Source organism: Pseudomonas sp. Irchel s3b6 (assembly GCF_900187415.1).
GTDB lineage: Bacteria > Pseudomonadota > Gammaproteobacteria > Pseudomonadales > Pseudomonadaceae > Aquipseudomonas.
On sequence record NZ_FYDM01000003.1, the window covers coordinates 113,652 to 136,671 of the forward strand.

18 protein-coding genes and 3 pseudogenes are annotated in these 23,020 nt (G+C 62.8%); 15 read left to right on the forward strand and 6 right to left on the reverse strand.

Annotated elements, in window-relative coordinates; translation table 11 throughout:
• Entirely contained in the window at positions 1-978 is a 978-nt protein-coding gene (locus CKW07_RS06640; protein WP_095144151.1) for a site-specific integrase, read from the reverse strand.
• A 153-nt stretch (positions 979-1,131) separates the two neighbouring features.
• A pseudogene (locus tag CKW07_RS06645) lies at positions 1,132-1,390 on the reverse strand (IS5/IS1182 family transposase); the annotation flags it as partial.
• Positions 1,391-1,652: 262 nt separating this feature from the next.
• Between CKW07_RS06645 and CKW07_RS06650 the strand changes: the two are divergent.
• Together CKW07_RS06650 and CKW07_RS06655 are read left to right on the forward strand one after the other, a co-directional pair.
• Positions 1,653-2,153 (forward strand): DUF4822 domain-containing protein, encoded by a 501-nt coding sequence (locus CKW07_RS06650; RefSeq protein ID WP_095144152.1) that lies wholly within the window; start codon positions 1,653-1,655, stop codon positions 2,151-2,153.
• A gap of 117 nt (positions 2,154-2,270) precedes the next feature.
• Positions 2,271-2,711, forward strand: a complete 441-nt coding sequence (locus tag CKW07_RS06655) for a hypothetical protein (RefSeq protein WP_095144471.1) — start codon at positions 2,271-2,273, stop codon at positions 2,709-2,711.
• A gap of 219 nt (positions 2,712-2,930) precedes the next feature.
• Here the strand turns inward: CKW07_RS06655 and CKW07_RS06660 are convergent.
• Positions 2,931-3,056 (reverse strand): annotated as a pseudogene (locus CKW07_RS06660) (IS5/IS1182 family transposase); the annotation flags it as partial.
• 284 nt (positions 3,057-3,340) lie between these two features.
• On the opposite strand from CKW07_RS06660, the gene CKW07_RS06665 reads away from it, so the two are divergent.
• The 8 genes from CKW07_RS06665 (at position 3,341) to CKW07_RS06700 (ending at position 12,472) form a co-directional block, all read left to right on the forward strand.
• Positions 3,341-4,711 (forward strand): NAD(P)/FAD-dependent oxidoreductase, encoded by a 1,371-nt coding sequence (locus CKW07_RS06665; RefSeq protein WP_095144153.1) that lies wholly within the window; start codon positions 3,341-3,343, stop codon positions 4,709-4,711.
• Positions 4,711-5,121 (forward strand): RidA family protein, encoded by a 411-nt coding sequence (locus CKW07_RS06670; protein ID WP_095144154.1) that lies wholly within the window; start codon positions 4,711-4,713, stop codon positions 5,119-5,121. Before CKW07_RS06665 ends, CKW07_RS06670 begins: the two co-directional genes overlap by 1 nt.
• Before the next feature lie 10 nt (positions 5,122-5,131).
• Positions 5,132-5,806, forward strand: a complete 675-nt coding sequence (locus CKW07_RS06675; protein WP_095144155.1) for a DUF1028 domain-containing protein — start codon at positions 5,132-5,134, stop codon at positions 5,804-5,806.
• A complete protein-coding gene (gene argE, locus CKW07_RS06680) occupies positions 5,799-6,968 on the forward strand; it encodes an acetylornithine deacetylase (protein WP_095144156.1) in 1,170 nt (389 codons plus the stop codon). The genes CKW07_RS06675 and argE overlap by 8 nt, the downstream gene beginning before the upstream one ends.
• A 10-nt stretch (positions 6,969-6,978) precedes the next feature.
• Positions 6,979-8,478 carry an aldehyde dehydrogenase gene (locus tag CKW07_RS06685; protein WP_095144472.1) on the forward strand — a complete coding sequence of 500 codons (1,500 nt, stop codon included), beginning with the start codon at positions 6,979-6,981 and terminating at the stop codon, positions 8,476-8,478.
• Between the two features lie 73 nt (positions 8,479-8,551).
• Entirely contained in the window at positions 8,552-9,997 is a 1,446-nt protein-coding gene (locus CKW07_RS06690; RefSeq protein WP_095144157.1) for an APC family permease, read from the forward strand.
• Complete coding sequence (locus tag CKW07_RS06695) at positions 9,997-11,379, forward strand: aspartate aminotransferase family protein (protein WP_095144158.1); 1,383 nt, start codon at positions 9,997-9,999, stop codon at positions 11,377-11,379. Before CKW07_RS06690 ends, CKW07_RS06695 begins: the two co-directional genes overlap by 1 nt.
• Positions 11,380-11,431: 52 nt before the next feature.
• A complete protein-coding gene (locus tag CKW07_RS06700; protein WP_095144159.1) occupies positions 11,432-12,472 on the forward strand; it encodes an ABC transporter substrate-binding protein in 1,041 nt (346 codons plus the stop codon).
• Positions 12,473-12,602: 130 nt separating this feature from the next.
• On the opposite strand, the gene CKW07_RS06705 is transcribed toward CKW07_RS06700, so the two are convergent.
• Entirely contained in the window at positions 12,603-13,514 is a 912-nt protein-coding gene (locus CKW07_RS06705) for a LysR family transcriptional regulator (protein WP_095144160.1), read from the reverse strand.
• Between the two features lie 288 nt (positions 13,515-13,802).
• Between CKW07_RS06705 and CKW07_RS06710 the strand changes: the two genes are divergently transcribed.
• Positions 13,803-14,771, forward strand: a complete 969-nt coding sequence (locus tag CKW07_RS06710) for a DNA-binding protein (protein ID WP_095144161.1) — start codon at positions 13,803-13,805, stop codon at positions 14,769-14,771.
• Positions 14,772-14,810: 39 nt separating this feature from the next.
• Here CKW07_RS06710 and CKW07_RS06715 read toward each other — a convergent pair whose 3' ends face one another.
• Complete coding sequence (locus tag CKW07_RS06715) at positions 14,811-16,583, reverse strand: acyl-CoA dehydrogenase C-terminal domain-containing protein (RefSeq protein ID WP_095144162.1); 1,773 nt, start codon at positions 16,581-16,583, stop codon at positions 14,811-14,813.
• 120 nt (positions 16,584-16,703) lie between these two features.
• Positions 16,704-18,326, reverse strand: a complete 1,623-nt coding sequence (locus CKW07_RS06720) for an acyl-CoA synthetase (RefSeq protein WP_095144163.1) — start codon at positions 18,324-18,326, stop codon at positions 16,704-16,706.
• 213 nt (positions 18,327-18,539) lie between these two features.
• On the opposite strand from CKW07_RS06720, the gene CKW07_RS06725 reads away from it, so the two are divergent.
• The 4 genes and pseudogenes from CKW07_RS06725 to CKW07_RS06740 all read left to right on the forward strand — a co-directional run bounded on the left by CKW07_RS06725 (position 18,540) and on the right by CKW07_RS06740 (position 23,010).
• Positions 18,540-20,807 (forward strand): PAS domain S-box protein, encoded by a 2,268-nt coding sequence (locus CKW07_RS06725; RefSeq protein WP_095144164.1) that lies wholly within the window; start codon positions 18,540-18,542, stop codon positions 20,805-20,807.
• A 75-nt stretch (positions 20,808-20,882) separates the two neighbouring features.
• On the forward strand, positions 20,883-21,575 hold the full coding sequence (locus CKW07_RS06730) for a response regulator transcription factor (RefSeq protein WP_095144165.1): 693 nt from the start codon (positions 20,883-20,885) through the stop codon (positions 21,573-21,575).
• 22 nt (positions 21,576-21,597) lie between these two features.
• Positions 21,598-21,696: pseudogene (locus CKW07_RS25645) on the forward strand (hydrolase); the annotation flags it as partial.
• A gap of 366 nt (positions 21,697-22,062) precedes the next feature.
• A complete protein-coding gene (locus CKW07_RS06740) occupies positions 22,063-23,010 on the forward strand; it encodes a pirin family protein (RefSeq protein WP_095144166.1) in 948 nt (315 codons plus the stop codon).
• Positions 23,011-23,020: the final 10 nt, after the last annotated feature.

Genomic DNA, 23,020 nt, shown 5'->3' on the forward strand with positions numbered 1-23,020 from the left:
CTAGCCTGCCGGCAGGGTGCCGGTCGTGTAGGTGGTGAGTGCTGACGCCTCCTTCAGGGTGTTGGAGGCCAGCTCGCCAAAGGATGCCGCGGGATCGACATAACGCAGGGCCGACTTGACGTCCTTCCAGCCCACATAGTTCATGATCGCCTTGATATCCCAGCCATTGGCGGATGCCCAGGTGGCGAAGCCCCTGCGCAACGAGTGGCTGGTGTAGAACGGCGCGGGGACGCCGGTGCGTTGAAAGACCCGGCGCAGCAAGGGGATCAGGCTGTTGGTGTTGAACCCGTCCTCGGCCAGGTTGCCCCAACGATCGAGTTTGCGAAACACCGGCCCATAAGCCATGCCAGCGGCGGTAATCCAGTTCGAATACGCCTCGACCGGGCAGAGTTTTTTCAGCGCCGGGGTGCGAAAGGTGGTGCCCAGGTGCTGGCGATCGCCTTTGCTGTGGGGCAAGTAAAAGGTGATCCCGGAGCCTGGCTCGACCTGGACATGCTCGACCCTCAGGCGTGACAGCTCATCGCCGCGAAACCCGCGCCAGAACCCGATCAACACCAGCGCGATATCGCGCCGATTGCGTAGCACGGTCGTCAGGTCATGCCGCTCGGCGGCCTGTTGCGCTTCGTGCTCCAGCCAATTGACCGCTTGCTCCAGATGCTGCAGGAGCAGGGGAGGCGCCTGCTTTTCCCGGGCCGGATGCAAGGTCCGGATGCCCTTGATCATTTGCCGCACCGCCGGCGTCTTCGTCGGGTCGGGAAACCCCTGGGTGATATGCCACTGCGCCAGGGCGGCCAGGCGCTGCTTCAGCGTACTGATGGCATGCTGATCGGCGTATTCGGCCAGGTAACGCACGATGCTGTCGCCGGTCGCCGGCAGGAACCCGCCCCAGGTCACTTCGAAGTGCTCCACCGCCGCCCGGTAGCTGCGCCGGGTGTTTTCCCGAGTACCGGCTTGCAGGTAGCGGTCTACCTTGTTCATCTCGAACTCTCCACACGGCAAAGGTGTTTTTTGCCCATGGAAGTAGAACGCAAAATCCGGAAAACATCAAAATTCCATAAAAAATAAAGGCTTGGATCTGATGTGGGTAGCGAAGCCAGGTGCCTTTGGCGGGCTGCGTTGGATTGGCACCGCCTGGTGTACCTCAGGATCACGTCTTTCGTCCTCATTTTTGATCGAACTGGGCGCGTGGATCATCGTGGCATCGACGATAGTGTCCTGAGGGGCAGGCGCGCGAACTGGCCGCATTGGCGTGATTTCATACAGCGCCTCTTCCACCGCTGGGTCGCTCAGGGATAACCCGTACCTGATCCAACTCGGCGAGGAGCCATTCGCGGCGGGTTTGCTTACGCTTTCCGGCATATTCGAAGTCGGAAAGGCTCATCAGACTCATGGGCGACTCGGATCAGGTGTGAGGGTGTATTTCAGTACATCTGAGACTTGTTTGGATATTTCCTTACTTTCACTCTATTTATCGAAAGTATCCAAATTGTTTTTTAATGTGTCGCGGTTGGAATTGTTGCAAATATATACCGAGGTATTGAGAGTGACTTGCGTCGGGCCTATATTTCAATCCGCCGATTGCAGTGATCATTGTTTTTGCGAGAAAAACAAAACAACAATCGCCCCACTCAAACCTAGCCAGGAATTATTCCATGCGAAAATACAAATCTTTATTTGCGGGCCTGCTTCTCGCCGGGTTGCTCAGCCCACTCTCCAGTTATGGGCAGCAGGTGGAGGCCAAGTCCGACATTCGAGCGTTTGCCTCATCTCCTCAATGGCTGACAACAAAAGTTTATATAGAAGGAGCCCCGGAAGTAGACGTCAAGGATAAATATCCGGGCGTGGTTGGAATATCAATGTGGGATCCTGAACGCAATCGTTATGAATTTTTTTATACCGATACAGGACAGTCAAAGTATGACAACGGCGGCGGCGGTTACTTTCTTGTCACCGGCGATAAAAAAACCCATATTCTGGTACCTGATACAGGCTCGGTCAAAACCGTGGTCAGGAGACTGGAAAAACTGAATAACGAAGAGTTCACCTATTCGCGGGAGGTGCCTCGCGACATGGTAGAAACCAACGCCCCTGTTCGAATTTATGTGGTCCATGCGCCCTACACGGGACCTATAAAGACCTCTATGTCCCACTAAATACACGCCAACAAACTTTCATAAGACCATTGTTTCGATACTGCCAGGCACCCGCATCAAATGATGCCGCATTTGAACGACACCCACAAAAAACCAACCATAAAAAGGCAATGCAACATGAGAATAAAATTCAAATCATTGTTGATGTGTACATTTCTGTTGTCCGCAATTTTCTCGGCTGGCGCCAATGCTCAACCCGCAGCGCCCCCGGAGGTAAAGCATGTTGTCGCCACACCAGATAATGCAATCATGCTGACTGTGTTCCTGAAGCACGATCAATCACGCCCATTAGGGGAGCTGAGAGCTCAGATGGCCAAACAGGGGTTTTACAAGGCGTTTCCTCCTGCGGGGGTAGAGGTTGTCAGTTGGAATATAACCATGGGCATCGGACACGTCATCGTTCTACGCTTACCCGCCTCACGCTTGGCAGCGGTAAACCTCGCACTCGAAAACACCGCGTGGGGAAGTTACACGACAGAGTTCTTTCCTACATATGATTACAAAGCAATAGCACAGGCAGAACTAAACAAGGTACGACAAGCCAATCCTGCCCAGTAATTCCAGAACAGGTGCACAGCGTCTGCAGCATGCCGAGGCGCTTGCATCCCTCCTAGGGAGGGTCTGAAGTACTCATGTATTTCTGACTGACTGCAGCGCCTGCTGATTTTGAAAGCACCCAAACGATCCTAGCCCCTCGTTTCTGGCTTTTTGGCCACCGCGAGCACTTCGCAGCAGCCATTTTCCGCATTACTGGCGCACCTCTCCTGCAGTCGTCAGTCAATACCGGCGCGCCATCCACAGGTGCGACAGTGCGTACAACGTCACCAACTGCGCGGAGTTCTTCGCCAAGCCACGAAAACGTACCCTTACATAACCAAACTGGCGCTTGATCACCCGAACGGGTGCTCGATCTCAGGTTCTCCTCGCCATCCAGCAGTTTGTCGACCTGGGTGACGTCCGCGACATTGACCGCCTGACCACCACTTTGCGTCACACACCGTGGCGAGCGCACACGCCCGCAACCCTCTGCGCCAGGGCCTTTGCGCGGGAGCAGCTTTTTCCTCGCCAGCAACGACAAAAATCATAATTTCGTAAATTCCCGCCTCCCAACAGAATGCCGCCAACACCCCCTTGTACCGATAGCCGCAACCGTAAAACAACAATGATCAGCCCCAGAGGCGGCAGCCATGGTCGATCTGAATCAACCCAACTTTCAGAAGTACACAGCCATGACAGTTGAAAAAAGACACATAGATACCCTTGTCGTTGGCGCCGGTCAGGCCGGCGTGGCCATGAGTGAACACTTGAGCCGACTGGGCGTCCCGCACCTGGTTCTTGAGCGCAACCGCATCGCCGAAGCCTGGCGTACGGGGCGCTGGGATTCGCTGGTGGCCAACGGCCCGGCCTGGCATGACCGCTTCCCTGGTCTTGAGTTCCAGGGCCTGGACCCGGACGCCTTTGCCGGCAAGGAACAGGTCGCCGATTACTTCGAAGCCTATGCCCGCAAGTTCAACGCACCGGTACGCACCGGCGTGGACGTGCAGAAGGTCGAGCGCAACAGCGGTCGGCCGGGCTTTACCGTCGAAACCTCGGAGGGCGTGATCGAGGCCAACCAGGTGGTGGTGGCGACCGGTCCCTTCCAGCGTCCGGTGATCCCGCCGATTGCCACTGAAGTGCCAGGCATCACGCAGATCCACTCGGCCCAGTACCGTAATCCGCAGCAACTGCCAGAAGGTGCGGTGCTGGTGGTGGGGGCTGGCTCGTCGGGCGTGCAGATTGCCGATGAACTGCAACGCGCCGGCAAGCAGGTCTATCTCTCCGTGGGGGCGCACGATCGCCCGCCGCGCGCCTATCGCAACCGCGACTTCTGCTGGTGGCTGGGCGTGCTCGGCGAATGGGATGCGGAAGTGGTCCAGGCGGGCAAGGAGCACGTGACCATCGCGGTCAGTGGTGCGCGTGGCGGCCATACGGTTGATTTCCGCCGGCTGGCCCATCAGGGCCTGACACTGGTCGGCCTGACGAATTCGTTCGCCGATGGCGTGGTGACCTTCGAATCGAATCTGGCGGACAACATTGCCCGCGGCGATGAGAACTACCTGGCGCTGCTCGATGCGGCCGACGCCTACATTGCGCGCAACGGCCTGGACCTGCCGGAAGAACCGCAAGCCCGCGCCTTGCTGGCGGACCCACCGTGCCTGACCCAGCCCATTTTGCAACTGGACCTGGCCGAGGCCGGGGTGACCTCGATCATCTGGGCCACCGGTTACTCGGTGGACTACAGCTGGCTGAAGGTCAACGCCCTCGACGCCAGCGGCAAGCCCCGGCATCAACGCGGGGTGTCCAGCGAGCCGGGGGTTTACTTCGTCGGCCTGCCGTGGCTGACGCGCCGGGGCTCGGCATTTATCTGGGGCGTGTGGCACGACGCCAAGCACATTGGCGACCACATCGTTAAGCAGCGCACCTACCTCGCTTATCGCGACGCCTCGCAACGCCAGGCAGAGCCCGAGCCGACGTCCGTTTCACCGGTCCACGCCACCAGCCTCATGGGAGTCCGTTAATGCCTACTCATACCCGCATCCGCATGTTCAACACCCAGGACACTTACCCCAACCAGACCCTGGACAACGACCTGTGCCAGGCCGTGCGAGCCGGCAACACGGTGTATGTCCGTGGCCAGGTGGGGACCGATTTCAACGGCCAACTGGTGGGCCTCGGTGACCCCCGCGCCCAGGCGGAGCAGGCCATGCGCAACGTCAAGCAACTGCTCGAGGAAGCCGGCAGCGACCTTAGCCATATCGTCAAGACCACCACCTACCTGATCGACCCGCGTTATCGCGAGCCGGTGTACCAGGAGGTCGGCAAGTGGCTCAAGGGCGTGTTCCCGATCTCCACCGGGCTGGTGGTCAGTGCCCTGGGGCAGCCGCAGTGGCTGATGGAAATCGATGTGATCGCGGTGATCCCCGAATAAGGAGTCAATCATGACCTTTTCCATTGTCGGACGGTGTGCCGAGACCGGTCAGCTGGGCATTGCCATCAGTTCCTCGAGCATCGCCGTGGGGGCACGCTGCCCCTGGCTGCGCGCCGGGGTCGGCGCGGTGTCGAGTCAGAACATCACCTTGCCGGCCCTGGGGCCGCAGATTCTGGACGGGCTGGCCGCCGGACTGTCCCCGGACCAGGCGCTGGACCGGGGCTTGAGCAGCAATGGCTTCAGCCAGTACCGCCAGGTGGCGGTGGTCGATGCCCAGGGCCGCACGGCGCTGTTCAGCGGCAACCATGCGCTGGGCACGCACAACGCGCTGGCCGGCGTGCAATGCGTGGCGGCCGGCAACCTGTTGGCCAGCCGCGCCGTGATCGACGCCATGGTCACGGCATTTGAAAGCAGCGAAGGCTGTCTCGCGGCGCGCTTGCTCAGTGCGTTGCAGGCCGGCCAGGACGCCGGCGGGGAAGCCGGGGCGGTGCACTCGGCGGCGCTGTCGGTGGTCGGTGACCTGACCTGGCCCATCGTCGACCTGCGCGTGGACTGGGCCGAGGACAATCCGATCGGCGAACTGGCCAGGCTCTGGGACGCCTATCAGCCTCAACTACAGGATTACCTGACCCGCGCCCTCAATCCGACCCTGGCCCCCAGCTATGGAGTGCCCGGCGATGAGTGAGCTGCGCAGCCGGGCCCTGTTGGCGCAGCTGGTGGGCTTTGCCACGGTCAGCCGCGACTCCAACCTGGAGTTGATCGCGTTCGTGCGTAACTACCTGCACGGCCTGGGTGTGGATTGCCAGCTGATCTACAACGCGCAGCGGACCAAGGCCAACCTGTTGGCCACGATTGGCCCGAGGGTGGCCGGCGGCATCCTGTTGTCCGGGCACACCGACGTGGTGCCGGTGGATGGGCAGGCCTGGACGGTCGAACCGTTCTGCCTGAGCGAGCAGGGCGGCAAGCTGTTCGGGCGTGGCACGGCGGACATGAAAGGCTACCTGGCCTCGGTACTGGCCGCCGTGCCGGTGTTTCTCGCCAGTCCCCTGCGGCGCCCGGTGCACCTGGCGTTTTCATACGACGAAGAGGTGGGGTGCCTGGGCGTCCGCAGCCTGCTGGAGGCCCTGCCAGCGCATATCCCGGCGCCGGCGCTGTGCCTGATTGGCGAGCCGACGGAGCTCAAGCCAGTGCTCGGCCACAAGGGCAAGCTGGCGATGCGGTGCCATGTACGAGGGGCGGCCTGTCATTCGGCCTACGCGCCGTATGGGGTCAACGCCATCGAACAGGCTGCGCGGCTGATTGGCCGGCTGGGGGAGATCGGCGCGCAGCTGGCCGATCCTCGGCGGCATGACGAGCGCTTCGACCCCGCGTACTCCACCGTGCAAGTCGGCGTGATCGAGGGCGGCACGGCCTTGAACATCGTGCCGGCCGATTGCCGCTTCGACTTCGAAGTACGGGCGCTGCCGGACTTCGCCCCGCAAGGGGTGGTGGAGGCGCTGCAAGGATACGCCGAGCAGACGCTGCTGCCAGCGATGCAGGCGGTGAAGGCCGACAGCGCCATCCACTTCGAAACCCTGTCGGCTTATCCGGGCCTGGCGACACCGGTGGACAGCGCCGCCGCCCGGCTGATCGCCAGGCTGTGTGGCAGCGATGCCTTTGGCACGGTGGCGTTCGGTACCGAAGGGGGCTTGTTTGACCAGGCCGGCATCCCCTCGGTGGTCTGCGGCCCCGGCAGCATGGAGCAGGGACACAAACCCGACGAGTACGTCAGCGTCGAGCAAATGGCGGCCTGTGACCGCCTGATGGATCGCCTGGCGGTCTACCTGAGTGAACCGGACGATGAATAACGACAAGGTAATGACGGTGAACGATTTCAATCAATGGACAGCCCTGGCGGCACGGCAGCGCTTGATCGACACCGCGCTGATCGACGGCGCGCCCTGTGAAGCTGCGGAGGGTGCACGGCTGGCGGTGATCAACCCGGCGACCGGCCAAGTGCTCGCCGAGGTGGCGGCCTGCGCTGAGCAGGATGTCGACCTGGCCGTGCGCAGCGCCCGGCGGGCTTTTACCCAAGGCCCTTGGGCGCGCATGGCACCGACTGAACGCAAGGCGGTGTTGCTGCGCCTGTCGCAGTTGATGCTAGCCCACCGCGAGGAACTGGCGCTGCTCGATTCGTTGAGCATGGGCAAGCCGGTAATGGACGCCTGGAACATCGACGTGCCCGGCGCTGCCCATGTGTTCGCCTGGTATGGCGAGAGCCTGGACAAGCTGTATGACCAGGTTGCGCCCACGGCGGCGAATGTGTTGGCCACCATCACCCGGGAACCGTTGGGAGTGATTGCAGCGGTGGTGCCGTGGAATTTCCCGCTGGACATGGCCGCCTGGAAACTCGCCCCGGCACTGGCTGCGGGTAACAGCGTGGTGCTCAAGCCTGCCGAACAGTCGCCGTTCTCGGCGTTGCGCCTGGCTGAACTGGCGCTGGAAGCCGGCTTGCCGCCCGGGGTGCTGAACGTGGTGCCGGGGCTCGGTGAGCAGGCCGGCCGCGCGCTGGGCCTGCACCCAGACGTGGATGCGCTGGTGTTCACCGGTTCGACCGAAGTCGGCAAGTACTTCATGCAGTACTCGGCGCAGTCGAACCTCAAGCAGGTCTGGCTGGAGTGCGGTGGCAAGAGCCCGAACCTGGTGTTCGCCGATTGCCAGGACCTGGATCTGGCGGCTGCGAAGGCGGCGTTCGGGATCTTCTTCAACCAGGGCGAGGTGTGCTCGGCCAACTCGCGCCTGCTGGTACAGCGCTCAATCCTTGATGAGTTCGTCGAGCGCCTGATCGTCCAGGCGCGCCTGTGGCAGCCGGGTAACCCGCTGGATCCGGCGAGCCGCGCCGGGGCCATTGTCGACACGCGGCAGACCCGGCGAATCCTGCAGTACATCGAACAGGCCACCGCCGAGGGTGCTCGCCTGGTGTGCGGTGGCCGGCAGCTGACGGTCGACGGTTCGAGCAACTTCATCGAGCCGACGATCTTTACCGACGTACACGCCGGGATGCAACTGGCCCGGGAAGAGGTGTTCGGCCCAGTACTGGCGATCACCGTGTTCGATGACGAGGAGCAGGCGATCGCCCTGGCCAACGAGCACATCTACGGGCTGGCGGCGTCCGTCTGGACCGACGACCTGAACCGTGCGCACCGCGTGGCGCGGCGACTGAACGCGGGCACGGTGTCGGTCAATACGGTGGATGCGCTGGATGTCACGGTGCCCTTTGGCGGCGGCAAGCAGTCGGGCTTTGGCCGGGACCTGTCGCTGCATGCGTTCGACAAGTACACGCAACTCAAGACCACCTGGATTCAGTTGCGCGGCTGACGGCCCAATCACCGGGCATCCGCCGTACAAACAATCGATTTGTTCTCCCTACAACAACAAAACGGAGCAACCGATGGACAGTTCCTCAAGCGTGCCGCTACACCCCCTTGCCCCGGCGCAGGCCGGCCCCCGCAAACGCCTGGGCTTCAGCGCCCTGTTGGCGGTTGCCGTGGGCCTGGTGGTCTCCCAGGGCGTGATGGTTCTGATGCTGCAAGGTGCCGGGATCGCCGGCATGGGCTTTATCGTACCGTTGGCTCTGGCCTGGCTGCTGGCCCTGAGCTACGCCTGTTCGTTCTCGGAACTGGCGCTGATGATTCCCCGCGCCGGCAGCCTGAGCAGCTACACCGAAGTCGCCATCGGCCAGTTCCCGGCGATTCTCGCGACCTTCTCCGGCTATGTGGTGGTGGCGATGTTCGCCCTGTCGGCCGAGCTGCTGCTGATGGAGTTCATCATCGACAAGGTCTACCCGCACTCGATGCCGCCCCTGAGCGTGGCCTTTGGCGTGTTGCTGCTGTTCACCGTGCTCAACCTGTTCAACATCGACATCTTTGCCCGCCTGCAGACCGTTCTGGCGCTGGTGATGATGGTGATGTTGCTGGTCATGGGCCTGGGCGCGCTGACCAGCGAAGGGGCCGGCAGTGTCTCCGCCCTGGTGGCGACATCGGGCTGGAACCCCATGGGCCTGGGGGTGATCGCACTGGCCGCGATGGCAGTGTGGGGCTTTGTCGGGGCCGAGTTCGTCTGCCCGCTGGTGGAAGAGACCCGACGCCCGGAACGCAATATCCCGGCCTCGATGATGGTCGGCCTGACGGTGATCTTCCTGATCATCGCCCTGTACTGCGTGGGCGCGCTGCTCACCGTGCCGCAGGCGGAGCTGGCGAGCAATGGCCTGCCTCACTACCTGTTCGCCACCACGGTGTTCGGTGAAGCGGGGCAGGTGTTGCTGGTCACCGCCGCAATCACCGCCACTTGCAGCACCCTCAACAGTTCCCTGGCGGCGATCCCGCGCATGTTGCTGGGCATGGCCCAAAGCGGCCAGGCGTTCGGCGTGTTCAAGCGCCAGGGCAAACGCAGCGGCGCACCCTGGGTCGCGGTGCTGTTCGTGTCTGCCGTCACCGGCCTGCCATTGCTGTTGATGCACGACAACCCGGACGCAATCAATCGCCTGCTGTTGGCGGCGGCCCTGGCCTGGTTGCTGGCCTACATCATCACCCACATCAACGTGATCGCCCTGCGTCGCCGTTACCCGCATGTGCACCGGCCGTTTCGCACGCCGTTCTACCCGTTGCCGCAGCTGTTCGGCATCGCCGGCATGCTCTTTGCCATCTGGCACGTTTCACCGAGCCCCGAGATGACCGTGCCGATTTTCGCCAGCGCCGGCGTGGTGCTGGCCATCGTCTCGCTGATCGCCGTGGTGTGGATCAAATGCGTGATGCGCAAGCCACTGTTCAGGCCCGAGCCGCTGGAGCCTGCGCTGGGCAGCCGTACTGACAACCTCAATAATCAAGGAGAGCTGTAATGAACGCAAAACTCGACACCCCCCGCAGCACCCAGGACTACCAGGCGCTGGACGCGGCGCACCACATCCATGCATTCCTGGACCAGAAGGCACTCAACGCCGAAGGCCCGCGGGTGATCGTGCGCGGTGAGGGCCTGGCGTTGTGGGACAACGACGGCAAGCGCTACCTGGACGGCATGTCGGGCCTGTGGTGCACCAACCTCGGCTACGGCCGCAAGGACCTGGCCGCCGCTGCCAGCCGCCAGTTGGAGCAACTGCCGTACTACAACATGTTCTTCCACACCACCCACCCGGCCGTGGTGGAGTTGTCCGAGCTGCTGTTCAGCTTGCTGCCGGATCACTACAGCCACGCCATCTATACCAACTCTGGTTCCGAAGCCAACGAGGTGCTGATCCGCACTGTGCGTCGCTACTGGCAGATCCTCGGCCAGCCGCAGAAGAAGATCATGATCGGTCGCTGGAATGGCTACCACGGCTCGACCCTGGGGGCCACGGCGCTGGGCGGGATGAAGTTCATGCACGAAATGGGCGGGGTGATCCCGGACGTCGCGCACATCGACGAGCCGTACTGGTTCGCCCACGAAGGCGACCTGAGCCCGGCCGAGTTCGGCCTGCGCGCGGCCCGCCAGCTGGAAGAGAAGATCCTTGAACTGGGCGCCGAGAATGTCGCGGCGTTCGTTGCCGAGCCGTTCCAGGGCGCCGGCGGCATGATCTTCCCGCCGGAAAGCTACTGGCCGGAAATCCAGCGTATCTGCCGTCAATACGACGTGCTGTTGTGCGCTGACGAAGTAATCGGCGGCTTTGGTCGCACCGGTGAATGGTTTGCCCACGAACACTTCGGTTTCGAGCCCGACACCCTGTCCGTCGCCAAGGGCCTGACCAGCGGCTACATCCCCATGGGCGGCTTGATCCTGTCCAAGCGCATGGCCCAGGTGCTGGTGGAGCAGGGTGGAGTGTTTGCCCACGGCCTGACCTATTCCGGGCACCCGGTTGCGGCGGCAGTGGCCATCGCCAACCTCAAGGCCCTGCGCGACGAAGGCATCGTCACCCGGGTCAAGCAGGACACCGGGCCTTACCTGCAGCGTTGCCTGCGCGAGGCCTTCGACGACCATCCGTTGATCGGCGAGATCCAGGGCACCGGCCTGGTGGCCGCCCTGCAATTTGCCGAAGACAAGGCCAGCCGCAAGCGCTTTGCCAACGAAAACGACATGACCTGGCAATGCCGCACCTTCGGCTTTGAAGAGGGCCTGATCATTCGCTCGACTCTGGGCCGGATGATCATGGCGCCGGCATTGGTGGCTAGCCACGCCGACATCGACGAACTGGTCGACAAGACCCGTATTGCAGTAGACCGCACCGCCCGCGCCTACGGTCGCCGATAAGCAGTCCGCGCCGGCTCGTGCGGGCGAGCCGGCATTCCCGAGGAACCGATCCATGTCCAGATCCTTGCGTTGCAGTGTTCCGTTTGCCTTGGCCCTGTTGTGCGGCAGTGTGTCAGCCGCGCCCCAGAGCCTCACCGTGATTTCATTTGGCGGTGCCACCAAGCAGGCCCAGGACAAGGCCTACTTCCAACCCTTCAACGCCAGCGGTGCAGGAAACATCGTCGCTGGCGAATACAACGGCGAGCTGTCGAAGATCAAGGCGATGGTCGCGGCGGGTCATACCAGCTGGGATGTGGTCGAAGTCGAAAGCCCCGAATTGCTGCGTGGCTGTGAAGAAGGCCTGTTCGAGAAACTCGACCTGACGCGCCTGGGGGATCCGGCGCATTTCGTCCCCGGCGCGCTCACCGAGTGCGGGGTGGCCACCTATGTCTGGTCGATGGTCCTGGCCTTCGACCAGAGCAAGTTGAGCAAGGCCCCGGGGTCCTGGGCGGACTTCTGGAACGTTGCCGAGTTTCCCGGCAAGCGCGGCTTGCGCAAGAGCGCCAAATACACCCTGGAAATCGCCTTGCTGGCCGACGGGGTCAAGGCCGACGATCTGTACAAGGTGTTGAACACGCCCCAGGGGGTGACGCGGGCCTTTGCCAAACTGGACCAGCTCAAGCCGAACATCCAGTGGTGGGAGGCAGGCGCCCAACCGGCGCAGTGGCTGGTGGCGGGGGATGTGGTGATGAGCGCGGCCTACAACGGGCGGATTGCCTCGGCGCAAAAGGAAGGCATGGCGCTGAGTATCGTCTGGCCCCACAGCCTGTATGACCCGGAGTACTGGGCCGTGGTCAAGGGCACGCCGAACAAGGCGCTGGCCGAGGATTTCATCGCCTTTGCCAGCCAGCCCCAGACCCAGAAGGTGTTTTCGCAGAACATCCCCTATGGGCCGGTGCATCGTCAGGCGCTGGCACTGTTACCGCCTGCGGTGCAGGAGCAACTGCCGACCGCCGCCGCCAACCTGGCCGACGCACGGGCGGTGGATGCGGAGTTCTGGGTCGATCATGGCGAAGAGCTTGAGCAGCGCTTCAACGCCTGGGCGGCTCGCTAGCTGGATTGTAGGAGCGAGCACGCTCGCGATGGACGTCAACGATAACGCGTGCGTTCTGAATAAACGCGTTGCGCTTGAGTTCATCGCGAGCATGCTCGCTCCTACCCATCGGCAGGCATCAAGCGCGGCCTCACATCAACCATTGCGCAAACTGTTCCTTGCAGTACTCCACAAACAACTGCGCAGGCTTGGTCAGCTGCGCACGTTTGAGCCAGCCGGCGACCAGCGCCGAACCTGTGACGTCCTCGGCAATCGCCACACAGACCAACTGCTGGCCATCGTAGGTGCTGCTCGAGTGTGGCCGCGTCACCAGGACCGCGAAGCCGAAGCCCTGGCCCACCATGCCGCGCACCATTTCGATCGACGGCGAGCTGAAGACGATGTTCGGGGTCAGCCCCAGCTCTTCGAAAATGCTCACGAAGTACGTCCTGCTCGGCTGCACATCCAGCAGGATCATCGGCTCGAGCGCCAAATCTCGCAGCGACACCTGGGCCTGATCGGCAAACCGATGCCCCACCGGCAGCAAGGCATAGGGCCGTTGCGGGGCCATCAGCGCTTCGGTCTCGATGGTGCTGTCCAAATCGTGTTCATAAAAGATCGCCAGGTCGAAGCGTCCACCCGTGAGGCCTTGCACCAGTTCCTGCTGTTCGCCGTCCTGCAGGCGAATCTCCACGCCCGGGTAGCGCTGGTGAAAACCGGCGATCAGGCGCGGCAGGTAGAGCGGGGCGACGGTTTCGAAGCAGCCGATATCGATCTGCCCGCTGACCACATCGTTGTCGGCCAGCGCGTTCTGCTCGAACTCCCGCGCCATGCGCAGCAGTTCCTGGGCCTTGCGGTAGAAGCGCGCGCCGCTGGGAGTCAATGACACGCCCTGGGCGTGGTGACGGATCAGCAACTGCACGCCGAAGCTGTCTTCCAGGCCCTTGATGGCCGTGGAGATCGACGGCTGGGCGATGTACAGCTTGCGGGAGGCTTCTGCAACGCTGCCACATTCGACGGTGGTGACGAAGTACTTCAACTGACGCAGGGAATAGGACGCCACGGCGTACCTCAGGCTTGGGGTTTTACCTACCTTACTCCGTCCGGCGCCCGGCGGGGTGCGGGCTCTGCTGTGGATTTTGCTGGGCATTGACGACATTTTAGCGTGCGCGTCTCCAGGGCCGGTTCTGGCGTACTGGATCACACGAGTAAACGCAGTTTTGACGATTAGAGATGCGATAACGCTCAATTATTCAATCAGACAAACACGCTAATTGGCATCGTTGGCTTTGACATCAATGGAATGTATATACATAGTACGTAATACAGTACGAAATCGTAGGAGCAACACATGGCCCGTGGCGGCGTAAACAAGGCAATCGTGCAGAAAGCGCGGGAGGCATTGCTGGCGCGTGGAGAACATCCAAGCATCGATGCCGTACGGATAGAGCTGGGCAATACCGGCTCGAAAACCACGATTCATCGTTATTTGAAGGAGCTCGAAGACCTCGATCTGCGCCGTGGCGCGCCCCAGCAGGCCCTCAGCGACGAGCTTGGCGAGCTGGTGTCACGGTTGGCGTTGCGCTTGCAGGAAGAGAGCGAGGAGCGCTTCGAACAGGCGCTGAAGGTGTCCCAGGCCGAGCAGGCTGCACTCAATGAGCAACTCAGCGCCAGCCAGGCTACGCTGGCGCACCTGCAACAGCAGCACGATATCCAGCATGTCGCCCTGGAAACCGAGTCCGGCGAACTGCACACCTGCCGTACGACCTTGCAGGCCGAACAGACCCGCAATGCACGGCTGAGCCAGTCGAACCTGGACCTTGAGGTGCACCTCAAGGACAAGCAGGAGCAGGTGCGCTCCCTGGAAGAAAAGCACCAGCATGCCCGTGATGCGCTTGAGCACTACCGCGCCGCGAGCAAGGAGCAACGGGAGCAGGAGCAGCGCCGACATGAGGGTCAGTTGCAACAGGTGCAGATGGAGATGCGTCACCTGCAGCAGACGCTGATCATCAAGCAGGATGAAGTGACGCAGTTGAACCGCGATAACGAGCGTCTGCTCACCGAGGCCCGGCAGCAGCACAAGGCCAATCTGGGACTGGAAACGGTGGTGGATCGTCAACGCAGTGAAATCGGTGCGTTGACGATCCAGGTGGCGCAAGTGGAAGGCGGCAAGCAGGTGTTGCTGGAGCAGGTCGCCCACTTGCAGCGTGAGGTTGGCGAATTGAGCGATGCCTCGGCCCGTCAATCCGCCGAGATTGCAGAGCTGCTGAAAACCCTGGAGGCGGTTGAGCCTCCCCCTGAAGACAAGGCCGAGGCGTGACCGGGCTGCGCCGACCTTGGCGATCGGCGCAGCGCCCCGTCAGAACTGCTCGGCGCTGAGTCCGTAAAGCGGCGCGCTGCCGGCGCGAATGCAGGCTTCCAGACCCAGGGTGCGGGGCAGCAAGCGGCTGAAGTAAAACTCGGCGGTGGCCAGCTTGGCGCTGTAGAAGGCCGGCTCTTGTGCATGATGCTGCCGGGCTACGACGGCCATGCGTGCCCACATCCAGGCATAGGCGACATAGCCGAACAGGTGCAGGTACTCCACCGACGCGGCACCGACTTCGTTGGGGCTGCCTTTGGCCTGGGTCAGCAGCCAGTCACTGGTGTTTTCCAGGCGTTGCACGGCATCCAGCAGCGGCGAGGCAAAAGGGGCGTCTGCCTGGCTGGCGAACTCGCGGATCTGTGCGGTGAACGAGCGCAAGCCTTCACCGCCATTGGCCATGACTTTGCGACCCAGCAAGTCCAGGGCCTGGATCCCGTTGGTGCCTTCGTAGATCTGCGCGATCCGCACATCGCGGACCAACTGCTCCTGACCCCACTCGCGAATATAGCCGTGGCCACCGAACACCTGCTGGCCATGGATGCAGCTGTCCAGTCCGGTGTCGGTAAAGAACGCCTTGGCCACCGGCGTGAGCAGGGCCACCAGGGCGGCGGCCTGCTGTTGCTCAAAGGCATCATCGCTGAACTTGGCCAGGTCCAGTTGCTGCCCGACGTAGCAGGCAAAGGCGCGTCCCCCCTCGGTCATGGCTTTCATACTGAGCAACATGCGCCGTACATCGGCATGCACGATGATCGGGTCGGCGGCCTTTTCCTCGGCCACCGGACCGGTGGCGGCGCGGCTCTGCAAGCGTTCCCGGGCGTAGCCGACCGCCGCCTGGTAAGAGGCCTCGGCGCAGCCAATGCCCTGGATGCCAATGGACAGGCGCTCGTAGTTCATCATGGTGAACATCGCCGCCAGGCCCTTGTTCGGCTCGCCGATCAGATGACCGATGGCACCGTCGAAGTTCATGACGCAGGTGGCCGAGGCCTTGATGCCCATCTTGTGCTCGATCGAGCCACAACTCACGGCGTTACGGGCACCCAGCGTGCCGTCGGGGTTGACCATGACTTTGGGCACTAGAAACAGTGAAATGCCCTTGGCCCCGGTCGGTGCATCGGGCAGCTTGGCCAGTACCAGGTGGATGATGTTTTCAGTCAGGTCCTGTTCGCCACCGGTAATGAAGATCTTGCTCCCGGTGATCGAATAGCTGCCATCGGCCCGTGGCTCGGCGCGGCTGCGAATCAACCCCAGGTCAGTGCCGGCATGGGCTTCGGTGAGGCACATGGAACCGGCCCAGCGGCCTTCGTACATGGGCGGCAGATAGGTGGTTTTCAGGGTTTCGCTGGCGTGGGCGTCGATGGCCAGGCAGGCGCCGGAGCTCAGGGCCGAATACAGGGCAAAACTGGAGCCGGCGGCGTAGAGCATTTCTTCGAACTGCACGGCGAGCATCTTGGGCATGCCCATGCCGCCGTAGCCCGGGTTACCGGACAAACCGACCCAACCGCCGTTGATGTAGGTGGCATACGCCTGCTTGAAGCCGCGAGGGGTGCTGACCTCGCCATTCAGCCATTGCGCGCCTTCTTCATCGCCGCTGCGGTTGAGCGGGGCGATCAGTTGTCCGGTGACCTTGGCGGCTTCTTCGAGAATCGCGTCGGCGGTGTCGGCGTCCACGCTGTGCGCCAGGGCCGGCAGGCGTGCCCACAGGCGCGGGGCTTCGAACACTTCATGGAGGACAAAGCGCAGGTCGCGCAGTGGAGCGTTGAACGTGGGCATGGGTGACCTCTTGTCGATGTGCGGGAGGGGGCGACCATCAAGCACCGGCAGTGCCGGTGCTTGATAACGGCGGGGCTTGACCGTGCCCCGGCGCGAGGGCCCGGTGGGCTCGGTTCGGATCTAGAGCGCTTTGGCCATGTCGCGCAGGACGAACTTCTGGATTTTCCCGGTGCTGGTTTTGGGCAGCAGGGTGAACACCACGGTTTTCGGCACCTTGAACCCGGCCAGGTGGCTGCGGCAGAAACTGATGATCTCGTGTTCAAGAGTGCTTTCATGACCCGCCTTGAGGGTGATGAAGGCGCAGGGGGTTTCACCCCATTTTTCATCCGGGCGCGCGACCACGGCGGCTTCCAGCACCGCGTGATGACGGTAGAGCACGCCTTCGACTTCAATGGTGGAGATGTTCTCGCCACCGGAGATGATGATGTCCTTGAGGCGGTCCTTGATTTCGATGTAGCCATCGGGATGACAGACCGCCAGGTCGCCGGTGTGGAACCAGCCGCCCTCGAACGCCTCGGCGGTCGCGCTGGGGTTCTTCAGGTAGCCCTTCATCACGGTGTTGCCGCGCATGAAGATCTCGCCGATGGTTTCGCCGTCACGGGGCGTCGGCTCCAGGGTTTTCGGGTCGCCGACCATCACACCCTCCAGCGTCGGGTAGCGCACGCCCTGGCGCGACTTGATCCTGGCGCGCTCCTCCAGGGGCAACTCATCCCACTCGGCATGCCAGGCGCAGACGGTGACCGGGCCATAGACCTCGGTCAGGCCGTAGACGTGAGTGACCTTGATGCCCATTTCTTCCACGGCGCCAATCACCTTGGCCGGTGGCGCGGCGCCCGCCACCATGGCGTTGACCGGATGCTCGATGGCCGCCTTGGCGGACTCGGGCATGTTCACCAGAGCGTTGAGCACGATGGGTGCGCCGCACAGGTGGCTGACGTTGTGTTCGCGGATCAGGTACAGGATTTTCTGCGGGTCGACGCGCCGCAGAAAAACGTGCACGCCAGCCAGTGCCGTGATGGTCCAGGGGTAGCACCAGCCATTGCAATGGAACATCGGCAGGGTCCACAGGTACACCGGGTGGTTGCCCATGGCCCAGGTCATCTGGTTGCCCAAGGCGTTCAGGTAGGCGCCGCGGTGGTGATAGACCACGCCCTTGGGATTGCCGGTGGTGCCGGAAGTGTAGTTGAGGCTGATGGCCTGCCACTCGTCATCCGGCCACTGCCAGGCGAAAGCCGGATCGCCCTCGGCGAGCAGCGCTTCGTAGTCCAGGTCGCTGACGGCCTGGCCTTCGCCGTATTCCGGGTCATCGACATCGATCACCAGGGGCGGGTGATCCAGCATGCCCACCGCCGCGTGGATCACGTCGTGGAACTCGCGGTCGGTGATCAGTACCTTGGCTTCGCCATGCTGGAGCATGAAGGCGATGGCCTCGGCGTCCAGTCGTACGTTGAGGGTGTTGAGGACCGCGCCGATCATTGGCACGCCAAAGTGCACTTCGAGCATCGCCGGGATATTGGGCAGCATCACCGCCACGGTATCGCCCTTGCCGATGCCACGACCGGCCAGGGCCGAGGCCAGGCGTCGGCAGCGCGCATAGGTCTGGGCCCAGTCACGGCGAATAGCGCCATGAATCACGGCGGGGTAGTGGGGATAGATGCTTGCCGTACGCTCGAGAAAACTCAGGGGAGAGAGGGCGATGTGGTTGGTCGGGGCCGGCGAAAGGCCCTGTTCATAGATCGACATTCGGGTACCCATGGCAGATTGTTTGCTCTTGTATGCCCTGCATCGATGAGGCCGCAGGTGCTTGTTTTTACCGCTGGCGAATCTTTATATACTCACCAATGCCGATATGGAAGTAAGACTATATGCGTATAGTTATATTACTATATAGTGCAAGCCTGTCTGACCGTGGACGTTGTGCCGCGCGCACTCCCGATGATTCAAGGAAAGCCATGCATGAGTGAGGTTCGCGCGCAGTTACGCAACTGGTTGAGCCTGCAGCGCGAGGCGCTACCGCTGGCGGTGCGTGCCGATGGGTTGCGTCGCACGCTGCAAGCCTGCCCGCAGGTGCGCCAGTGCTTTTTCCTTGGCTGGCAAGCCAGCGCCGGTGTCTACAAGCACGCAGGCAACCCACCCCATCTACCGCCAGGTTTTGGCGATCCATTGCAGGCCAGCGATCAGCCATTGTTCGACGCCCTGGCCCGGCAACCACGCTTGAGCCTTGCCGAGCTGCGCCTGCTACCGTGCTGGTTGGCCGGACGTGTGCGGCGAGCCGCGCTGCGTCACGGCCAGGTGCTCACGTTGTCGCTGGACGAGGGTCAGCCAGGCGTGTTGCTGGTGGAGCTGGAGGAGGGCGTTGGCCTGGAGTGGCTGGAATTCATCCATGAGCTGCTGCTGGCCTTGCTGGAGAGCCTGCCACGGCAACGGCGTGGCAGCCCGTTGCTGGGCGCCGACCCGCAACCGAGCCTGTTGCTTGACGCCCAGGCCCGCCCACTGGAGTCGAATGCGGCGCTGCTCACGTGGCTGGGTGATCGGCCCCTGTGCGCGGCGACCGGGTTGCTGCCGGTGAACCACCGGCAACTGGTGCGTGCCTGCCTGCAGCAAGAACGTCCCATTGCCGACGTCGAGGCTCAGTTCGACGGTCAGGTCCTGATCTGGCAGTTTATTCCGGACCCTCTTGAGCAGCGGGTACTGGCCCGTGGTCGACTGGCAACCGCTCAGGTGGTGGCGGAGCGTGAGGCCGCCAAAGCCAGTCGGCTGTACCGTTTGATCACCGAGAACACCACCGACCTGATTTCCCGGCATACGCCGGACGGGTGCTTCCTGGATGCCTCGCCAGCCAGTTGGACGCTGCTGGGCTATTGGCCGCAGGCGCTGCGCGGCACCCGGGCCCAGGCGCTGCTTCACCGCCAGGATCAACAACAACTGATCCACAGTGCGCGTGAGGCACTGGAGCAGGACGGTTACCACACCATGACCTTTCGCATTGCCCATCGCGACGGTCACTACCTGTGGTTTGAAACCGCCAGCCGGGCCATCCGTGAAACCTACACCGGCGCGGTGGTCGAGGTGGTGAGCGTGTCGCGGGATATCACCGCACGGGTGCAGGCCGAAGAAAACAAGCGGCGCCTGGCCGAAGTGGTCGAGGCCAATACTGATCTGGTGCTGTTTATCGATCCCGGTGGACGCTTGACCTACCTCAACCCTTCGGCGCGACATGCCCTGGGCCTTACCGAGCGCCAGCCGCTGCCCGCGCTCGATGCACTGCTGGCGCGCGATGACCTGCTCAACCTGCAGGCCAATGGCTGGTCCAGCGCCGACGCCTTGGGAGTGTGGAGTGCCGAAGTGCGGTTACTGCCCTTGAATCAAGCCGCATCGTTGCCGGTGTCCCTAGTGGTGCTGGCTCACCGGGCTACCAGTGGGGAGCGTTACTACTCGTTGGTGGCCCGGGACATGACCGAGCGTGAATTGCGCGAAGCCCAGCAACGACGTCACCAGGACGAACTGGCGCATACGGCCCGACTGGTGACACTGGGTGAGCTGGCGTCGGGCATCGCCCATGAGATCAACCAGCCACTGGCCGCGGTGGTCAATTATGCCAGCGCCAGCCAACGTTATCTGAAGGCCATCGCCAGCAATCCCCAGGCGGCGCAGAAGGTGGCGCAGGGCCTGGAGCGCATCAACGAACACGCCAATCATGCCGCGTTGGTGATCAAGCGCCTGCGCGGTTTTCTGCGCAAGGGCCAGCGGCGCTCACAGAAGCTCGACATGGCTCAGGCGGCGCGGGAGGCCGTGCGTTTGTGCCAGTGGGAGGCGAGCAATTGCCAGGTGACCATCAACGAGCAACTGGCGGACAATCTGCCGTCGGTGTATGCCGATCCGGTGCTGCTCGAGCAGGTGCTGCTCAATCTGTTGCGCAATGCCATCGATGCCAACCGTGAGCGTCACCCGGGCCAGCCATCGTGCATTGATTTGAGTGCCGGGGAGCGCGCCGGCCACTTGTGCGTCTGGGTCCGCGATCAGGGGCCAGGCGTCAGCGTCGAGCAACTGGAGCATATCTTTACCCCGTTCTACACCAGCAAGCCGGAGGGGCTGGGGCTCGGACTGTCGATGAGCCGCAGTATCATTGAGGGCTTTGGCGGGGCGCTGGAGGCTCAACCCGCGGAGCCGTCGGGGCTCTGCCTGGTGTGCAGCCTGCCGCTGGGGCGCAACGAGGAATCGTAGCCTGCGCGCGGGTGATGGTTGCAGGTGCGGGACCGCGAGGCGGGGCCGCACGCAGAATAATAAAAGGATGAGTGAATGACATCGCAACAGCAACAAAGGGTCTACGTGGTCGACGATGACCAGGGCATGCTCGACTCCACGGTCTGGTTGTTCGAGTCCGTGGGTCTGCAAGCGCTGCCGTTTACCAGCGGGCGGGCGTTTCTCGAGGCCTGCGATGCCAGCAGTCGCGGTTGCGTGTTGCTGGATGTGCGCATGCCCGGCATGGGCGGCCTGAATGTGCAGGAAGCTCTGCGTGAACGGGGCATCCACATGCCCATCATCTTTGTCAGCGGCCATGCCGATGTGCCGATTGTGGTTCGCGCCTTCCGCGCCGGCGCGGTGGATTTCATCGAGAAGCCCTATAACGAACAACTGTTGCTCGACAGCGTGCAACAAGCGCTGAGTCGCGAGCCGCAGCCGGGCGCTGTCGACCCACGGGTGCTAGAGGTGCAGGCGCGCCTGGACAGCCTGACGCCCCGGGAGCGTGATGTGTTGTTGCCGCTGGTACGTGGCTACACCAACCGCGAGGTGGCCGAACAACTGGCGGTCAGTGTGAAAACCATCGATTTGTACCGATCCCGGGTGATGAAGCGCATGCAGGCCGAGACCCTGGCGGACCTGGTCGGCATGGCCGTGGCGACGGGCTTGGTCGACGCCCTGCAGTTGCGTGTGGCAAGTGACCAGGGATCCTCTACGGATGGCGCGCCGGCGAGCAGGGAGCCACGATAACCGGCTTGACGGAGGCTAATGTCGCAATGACATCGAAGGGCTGGGGAGGCTGTTCTCCAACCCTATCCCGGACTACCGCAACCTGATCACCCGCTACACCACCCTGACCGCCGGCAAGTAAGGCTGTCGAACAGGCCCTGAGCGATCGGGGCCTGTTTGTGTCGACGGCGGTCGACGAGCCCTGGCAGTCACTGCCGATTTACCTTGCGTGACGACACGGAACACCCCAACCCAGCGGCTACGCTTAGGGGAGGAGGCGAACGCATGCCTGATTCATCCGCTGCTGAAGGGCGCGTAGCCGTTTGAACCGAAGGGCAGGGCATACACGATGAACCGGCCAGGGTTGTTGATCGCTGGGGTTCCAACGCTTTTCGAGGCCCGGGGCCGGCTGTCCGTCGGGCGCCTTCTCGAACAGCTGCGCGCCCTGCTTAATGCCATTCAGGACTGGCTCACGAAACCCTGGTCCTGGTTATCCGAGAGATAAACGATGAGTAATCAAGAATCCCCCTGTCAGCTGTACACCTCCTGGGACTGTCCGGTGCAGGAGGGCAGTCGTGCGATCCAGCGGATCACCGCGCGCACCGCTGAAGTGGGGGGCGGGATCACGGTCAACCGCCTGATGCCCTCGCGCCAACGACGCATGATCGGGGCCTGGTGTTTTCTCGATCACGCCGGCCCCGCGGTGTTTGAAAGCAAGGCCGGCCTGCGTGTCGGTCCTCATCCGCACATTGGCTTGCAGACCTTCACCTGGATGATCGAGGGCGAGGTCCTGCACCGCGACAGCCTGGGCAATGTCCAGGTCATTCGCCCCGGCCAGGTGAACCTGATGACCGCCGGGCGTGGTATCACCCACACCGAAGAATCCCTGCCCGATGAGCATCATCTGCACGCCGCGCAGTTATGGATTGCCTTGCCCGCGGCCGACAAGGATTGCGCGCCCGCGTTCGATCACTATCCGGACCTGCCGGGCTGGGTCGACGGCGGGGTACAGGTCATCCTGCTGGCGGGCACCTTCGCCGGTCGCACCGCCCCGAGCCGTATCTATTCACCGCTGGTGGGGCTGGACCTGTCGAGCCAGGGCGCGGCCTCGATTCGATTGGCCGTGGAGCCGCGCTTCGAGTACGGCATCCTGCCGCTGGAAGGCGCGTTCACGATCAACGGGCAGGCCTTTGCCAGTAACGAACTGGCCTATCTGGGGCGCGGCCTCGATGAGGTCGAGTTGTCCTGTACCACGGGCTCGCGTGCCTTGCTGTTGGGAGGCGAACCCTTTGCCGAGGACATACAGCTGTGGTGGAACTTCGTTGGCCACAGCAAGGAGGATATCGCCAAGGCCCTCGAGGCCTGGAACAGCCGGGACCTGGAGCGCTTTGGCGAGGTAGAAGGGTTTGACGGGGCACGTCTGACCGCGCCTGCGTTGCCGTGGCAACGCGTGTGATGAGCGGCCT

Coding starts and splice junctions, on each gene's coding strand:
- CKW07_RS06640 (WP_095144151.1), bottom strand. CDS start 978: ATGAACAAGGTAGACCGCTACCTGCAAGCCGGTACTCGGGAAAACACC.
- CKW07_RS06650 (WP_095144152.1), top strand. CDS start 1,653: ATGCGAAAATACAAATCTTTATTTGCGGGCCTGCTTCTCGCCGGGTTG.
- CKW07_RS06655 (WP_095144471.1), top strand. CDS start 2,271: ATGAGAATAAAATTCAAATCATTGTTGATGTGTACATTTCTGTTGTCC.
- CKW07_RS06665 (WP_095144153.1), top strand. CDS start 3,341: ATGGTCGATCTGAATCAACCCAACTTTCAGAAGTACACAGCCATGACA.
- CKW07_RS06670 (WP_095144154.1), top strand. CDS start 4,711: ATGCCTACTCATACCCGCATCCGCATGTTCAACACCCAGGACACTTAC.
- CKW07_RS06675 (WP_095144155.1), top strand. CDS start 5,132: ATGACCTTTTCCATTGTCGGACGGTGTGCCGAGACCGGTCAGCTGGGC.
- argE (WP_095144156.1), top strand. CDS start 5,799: ATGAGTGAGCTGCGCAGCCGGGCCCTGTTGGCGCAGCTGGTGGGCTTT.
- CKW07_RS06685 (WP_095144472.1), top strand. CDS start 6,979: ATGACGGTGAACGATTTCAATCAATGGACAGCCCTGGCGGCACGGCAG.
- CKW07_RS06690 (WP_095144157.1), top strand. CDS start 8,552: ATGGACAGTTCCTCAAGCGTGCCGCTACACCCCCTTGCCCCGGCGCAG.
- CKW07_RS06695 (WP_095144158.1), top strand. CDS start 9,997: ATGAACGCAAAACTCGACACCCCCCGCAGCACCCAGGACTACCAGGCG.
- CKW07_RS06700 (WP_095144159.1), top strand. CDS start 11,432: ATGTCCAGATCCTTGCGTTGCAGTGTTCCGTTTGCCTTGGCCCTGTTG.
- CKW07_RS06710 (WP_095144161.1), top strand. CDS start 13,803: ATGGCCCGTGGCGGCGTAAACAAGGCAATCGTGCAGAAAGCGCGGGAG.
- CKW07_RS06715 (WP_095144162.1), bottom strand. CDS start 16,583: ATGCCCACGTTCAACGCTCCACTGCGCGACCTGCGCTTTGTCCTCCAT.
- CKW07_RS06720 (WP_095144163.1), bottom strand. CDS start 18,326: ATGTCGATCTATGAACAGGGCCTTTCGCCGGCCCCGACCAACCACATC.
- CKW07_RS06725 (WP_095144164.1), top strand. CDS start 18,540: ATGAGTGAGGTTCGCGCGCAGTTACGCAACTGGTTGAGCCTGCAGCGC.
- CKW07_RS06730 (WP_095144165.1), top strand. CDS start 20,883: ATGACATCGCAACAGCAACAAAGGGTCTACGTGGTCGACGATGACCAG.
- CKW07_RS06740 (WP_095144166.1), top strand. CDS start 22,063: ATGAGTAATCAAGAATCCCCCTGTCAGCTGTACACCTCCTGGGACTGT.